The organism is Streptomyces sp. NPDC002044 (assembly GCF_040296725.1).
In the GTDB taxonomy this organism is placed as follows: domain Bacteria; phylum Actinomycetota; class Actinomycetes; order Streptomycetales; family Streptomycetaceae; genus Streptomyces; species Streptomyces antarcticus.
On record NZ_JBEOXU010000254.1, the window covers coordinates 1 to 4,979 of the forward strand.

General features: G+C 76.0%; 4 protein-coding genes. All 4 read left to right on the plus strand.

Annotated features, from left to right (window positions below; all coding sequences use genetic code 11):
• Window positions 1-362: 362 nt before the first annotated feature.
• The 4 genes from ABT106_RS30940 (at window position 363) to ABT106_RS30955 (ending at window position 4,928) form a co-directional block, all read left to right on the plus strand.
• On the plus strand, window positions 363-2,471 hold the full coding sequence (locus ABT106_RS30940; protein ID WP_351284108.1) for a 4-alpha-glucanotransferase: 2,109 nt from the start codon (window positions 363-365) through the stop codon (window positions 2,469-2,471).
• 20 nt (window positions 2,472-2,491) lie between these two features.
• Window positions 2,492-2,731, plus strand: a complete 240-nt coding sequence (locus ABT106_RS30945; RefSeq protein WP_351284111.1) for a hypothetical protein — start codon at window positions 2,492-2,494, stop codon at window positions 2,729-2,731.
• Between the two features lie 333 nt (window positions 2,732-3,064).
• Window positions 3,065-4,015 (plus strand): DMT family transporter, encoded by a 951-nt coding sequence (locus tag ABT106_RS30950; protein ID WP_502979534.1) that lies wholly within the window; start codon window positions 3,065-3,067, stop codon window positions 4,013-4,015.
• Window positions 4,016-4,025: 10 nt separating this feature from the next.
• Window positions 4,026-4,928 (plus strand): LysR family transcriptional regulator, encoded by a 903-nt coding sequence (locus ABT106_RS30955; protein WP_351284114.1) that lies wholly within the window; start codon window positions 4,026-4,028, stop codon window positions 4,926-4,928.
• Window positions 4,929-4,979 lie beyond the last annotated feature (51 nt).

Below are 4,979 nucleotides of genomic sequence, written 5' to 3' on the forward strand. Positions count from 1 at the left end.
GTCCACGGGCCGTGTCCACCGGCGCGCCCGCCACCGCGAAGGCCCCGGGCGGCGCGTCCGCGACGGCGCCGCCCAGCAACGTCCCGATCACGGCCACCGCGGCGGCGGTCGCCCGCTTCCTGCCCCTGAGCTGCACAGACTTTCCCCGTCCCGAGACGTCCCCCGCTCGTACGAACGAGCCCGAGCCCACCACCCGTGCGGCCGGAGTGTCAATGCACGGGGGTGATCTGACCGGTATGCGCCACGAATGCGACGCCTTCGAATGGGTATGGCTGCGGTGTTCCCCGGCGATGCCCCCACCTTTCCGGCGCCTTCTGCACCACCCTTCTGACCCGCCCTCACGCACGAAGGAGTGCCCGTAGATGGACGACCTGTCCCGGCTCGCGGACCTGCACGGCATCGCCACCACCTACCAGCCCGCCGCGAACACCTCCGTCGCGGTCCCGCGGGCCACCGTGGCCGCGGTGCTCGGACTGATCGGGGTGCGGACCGACACCCCGGACGAGGTCCGGGCGGAGCTGGTACGGGCCGAAGGGCTGCGCGCGGCACGGCTGTTGCCGCCCGTCCTGGTCGGCTGGGCGGGGGAGCCGCCGCCGGCGGCGCTGGCCGCCCTGCCCCCGGGCACCCGCGTCCGGCTGGACGCCGAGGCGCCGGGGCCGGGAGACACCGCCGGGGACACCGCCGGGCCGAGCGCCGGGGAGGAAGCCGGGGCGGCCGCCGCGCCCGTCGCGCCCGTCGCGCCCGTCGAGTGGGAGACCGGGCCCGGCGGCGCGCTGCCCGGCGGGCTGCCGCTGGGCGTCCACCGCATCACCGCCGCCCTGCCGGACGGCCGCACCGCCGAAGCCACCCTGATCCTGGCCCCCGGCCGGGCCCCCGCCCCGCCCGAGCGGACCCACGGGCTCCTCGTCCAGCTGTACTCGCTGCTCTCCGAACGGTCCTGGGGCATGGGCGACCTCGGCGACCTCGCCGCGCTGGCCTGCTGGGCCGCCGAGACGCACGGCGCCGGATTCATCCAGGTCAACCCGCTGCACGCGGCCGTCCCCGGGACCCCGACCGACCCCTCCCCGTACCGCCCGTCCTCGCGCCGCTTCCCCGACCCGGTCCACCTGCGGATCGAGGACGTCCCCGAGTACGCCGACTGCACCGACCGCGAGGCCCTCGCCGAACTCGACGAACTCGCCGCCCGGGGCGGGGAACTGCGCCGCCAGGTGCTGGAGAAAGGCGCGCTGATCGACCGGGACGCCGTCTGGGCGCTCAAGCGGCGGGCCCTGGAGCTGCTGTACGCCGTCCCGCGCACCCCGGAACGCGCCGCCGCCTACGCCCGGTTCCGCGCCGGACAGGGGCCCGCGCTGGACCGGCACGCCGCCTGGTGCGCCTCCGCGGCCGGGGAGGAGCCCCGCGAGCGCGGGGACTTCCACCGCTGGCTGGTGTGGCTGACGGACACCCAGCTCGCCGCCGCCCAGCGCGCGGCCCGCGCGGCCGGCATGTCCGTCGGCATCGTGCACGACCTCGCGGTGGGGGTGCACCCCGACGGCTCGGACGCGCTGACGGGCCCCTTCCACGCCCGGCACGTCTCGGTGGGGGCCCCGCCGGACGCCTTCAACGCGCGCGGCCAGGACTGGGGGCTGCCGCCGTGGCGCCCGGACCGGCTGGCCGAGGCCGGGTTCGCGCCGCTGCGGGAGCTGCTGCGGGGGGTCTTCCGGTACGCGGGCGCCCTGCGCATCGACCACGTGATGGGGCTGTTCCGGCTCTGGTGGATCCCGGAGGGGAGCCCGGCCGCCGAGGGCACGTACGTCACGTACGACGGTGAGGCGATGCTCGCCGTGCTGGTCCTGGAGGCCCACCGGGCCGGGGCCCTGGTCATCGGCGAGGACCTCGGGACGGTGGAGCCGGGGGTCCGCCACGCGCTGGCCCGGCGCGGGGTGCTGGGCACCTCGGTGCTCTGGTTCGAGCGGGACTGGGCGGGCACGGGCGAACCGCTGGCCGCCGGGGACTGGCGGGCCGACTGCCTGGCCACCGCCACCACCCACGACCTGCCGCCGTCCGCCGCCAAGCTGGCCGGGGCCCACGTGGAACTGCGCGACCGGCTGGGCCTGCTCACCCGCCCGGTCGCGCTGGAGCGGGCCGAGGACGCCGCCGACACTGCCGAGTGGCTGGAGCTGCTGGACGGCCTCGGCCTGGAGACCAAGGACGAGGAGGCCGCCGTCCAGGCCCTGTACGCCTTCCTGCTGCGCACCCCGGCCCGGATGGTGGGGGTCTGGCTGCCGGACGCGGTGGGGGACCGGCGGCCGCAGAACCTTCCCGGGACCTGGGACCAGTACCCCAATTGGCGGCTGCCGGTCGCCGACGCCGCCGGGCGGCCGCTGAGCCTGGAGGACCTGGCCGCCTCGCCCCGGGCGAACGCCCTGCTGAGCGCGGTGCGCGACGGCGGCGCACCCCGTACGGCACCCCCGGGCGCGCGGGCCGTTTAGGTGTTCGCTACGTTTGCACCGTGGACAAGAAGAACGCTCTGCGCGCCGGCGCCGTCACGGCCGGAACGACGCTGATGATGCTGCTGATGACGTCTCCCGCCCTCGCGCTGACCCGCGACGACGGCGACGACCCGGCCCCGGGCCTGAGCATTGCCGAGACGCTCGGCCTGTTCGTGGCCACGCCGATCATTCTGTTCCTGGTCATCGCGGGCCTGGTGATGGTCGGCGACAAGTCGCACAAGACGCAGAACCAGAGCTGAACCAGGCCGCCCCCGAAGGGGCGGCGCACAGAAGACCTCCGGGGCGCCGGGGGTCCGCGGAGCCGGCGCGCAAAGCCGTCGGTGCGGACCCCCGGCGCCCCGTCGTGCTCGCGCGACCCCGGGCGGCGGCGTGCGGAGCAGGCCGGTGAGCGGCCAGTCCCTTCCTTCGGTGTGGCCGGACGTGGCTCCGTGCCGCCGGTCACGTCCTGGCCCACCTCGATCGTTCAGTTCTGCTGAAGAGACTGATCGAAACATTTCGATGGACCTGAGCGGTCGGCCGGTGCGACGGTGGTTCCACGCCCTACGACACCGACCCCGAGGGGGAAACACCCAGTGGCCGTCACGGACCGCGCCCGTACCGTTCCGCAAGCACAGCGGCCCCCCGGCCCGGGGAGGAAGGGGGCCGGCGCCGGACTCGGCGCCGGAGTGCTCCTCGCCCTGCTCGCGACGGTCGTCTGGTCCGGCAGCTTCGTCGCCACCCGGGGGATGGCCGACACCGTCCCACCCGTGCAGGCCGTCTTCTGGCGCTGGATCATCGCCCTGATCGCCGTCGCCCCCTTCGCCGCCCGCCCGGCCTGGCGGCAACGGGCCCTGATCCGGAAGCACTTCGGCTACATCGCCCTCGCCACCCTGTTCGGCGTCACCCTCTACAACACCCTCGTGCACCAGGCCGGACTGACCACCTCCGCCTCCAACATGGGCATGATCATGGCGGCCTCGCCCGTCATCATGGCCTGCTACGCCCGCCTCGGCGGCGAACGGCTCGGCCCCCGGCGCACCGTCGGGATGCTGGTGGCCGCCCTCGGGGTGCTGCTGCTGGTCGGGGACGGCTCCCCCGGCTTCGGCTTCGCCGCCGGAGACCTGTGGATGTTCGGCGCCGCCCTGTCCTTCGCCACGTACAGCGCCCTGCTCAAGCGCAAGCCCGCCGAGCTGGGCGGACTCGCCTTCCTGATCACCACCTTCGCGCTCGGCGCGCTGATGCTGGCCCCCGCCTACGCCGTCTCGCTCACCGTCCAGGGCGGCTTCGCCCTCACCGCCGGATCGGCCGGACCGCTGCTGTACGTCGGGGTGTTCTCCTCCGCCGTCGCCTTCTTCGCCTGGAACCGGGCGGTCGCGGCGATCGGCGCCGCCCGCGCCGGCATCGTGTACTACCTCCAGCCCGTGTGCGTGGCGGGCCTCGGCCTGCTGCTGCTGGGCGAGCGGACCGGCCCGGCGCAGCTGCTGTGCATGGCGCTGATCCTCGGCGGTGTGGGGCTGGGGAGCGCCGCGGGTGCCCGGAGGTAGGTTCGGCCCCATGACCGAGTGGGACATCAAGAAGCTGCGGATCCTGCGGACCCTGGCCGAACGGGACACCGTGACCGCGACGGCCGAGGCGCTGCACATGACGCCCTCGGCCGTTTCGCAGCAGCTGACGAACCTCTCCCGGCAGCTGGGGGTGCCCCTGCTGGAGGCCCAGGGCCGACGGGTGCGGCTCACGGACGCGGCGCACCTCGTACTGCGGCACACGGAAGCGGTGTTCGCGCAGCTGGAGCGAGCCGACGCGGAGCTGGCGGGGTACCTCGCCGGAGACGCGGGGGAGGTACGGATCGGCGCCTTCTCCACCGCCGTGCCGGCCCTGGTGGTCCCGGCCGTGGCGGCGCTGCGGCGTACCCGGCCGGGGGTCGAGATCCGGGTGCGGGAGGCGGAGGCCGCCGAGTCGTACGCCCTGCTGTCCGCCGGAGCGGTGGACCTGGCGCTGTCGCTGGCGGCCCACGCGCCGACCGCGCGCGACGGCCGCTTCACCCGGCTGACGCTCCTGGAGGACCCGCTCGACGTCGCGCTCCCGCCGGACCACCCGCTGGCGGACGCGGCCGATCTGCGGCTCGCGGACCTGTCCGGGGACCCGTGGATCTACGGGGGCAGCGGCCCCTGGTCGGAGATCACCCGCACCGCGTGCGAGGCGGCCGGCTTCGTCCCGGAGCAGGCGCACTCCGCGTCCGGCTGGACGGCGATCCTGGCGATGGTCGGCGCCGGCATGGGGGTGGCCCTGGTCCCCCGGATGGTGTCGGGCCGCGCGTCGGGGCCCGTGGTGCGGGTGCTCGCGCGCGAGCGGCCGGCCCGGCACGTGATCGCCGCCGTCCGGCGGGGCTCCGAGTCCGCCCCGGCCGTCGCCCACGTCCTCGACGCGCTGCGGCGGGCCGCCGCCGGCCGGCCGTAGCGGGGCCGGAGGCCGGGCGCGGCGGCGCCGCGCGGAGCCGCCGGGGCGGGG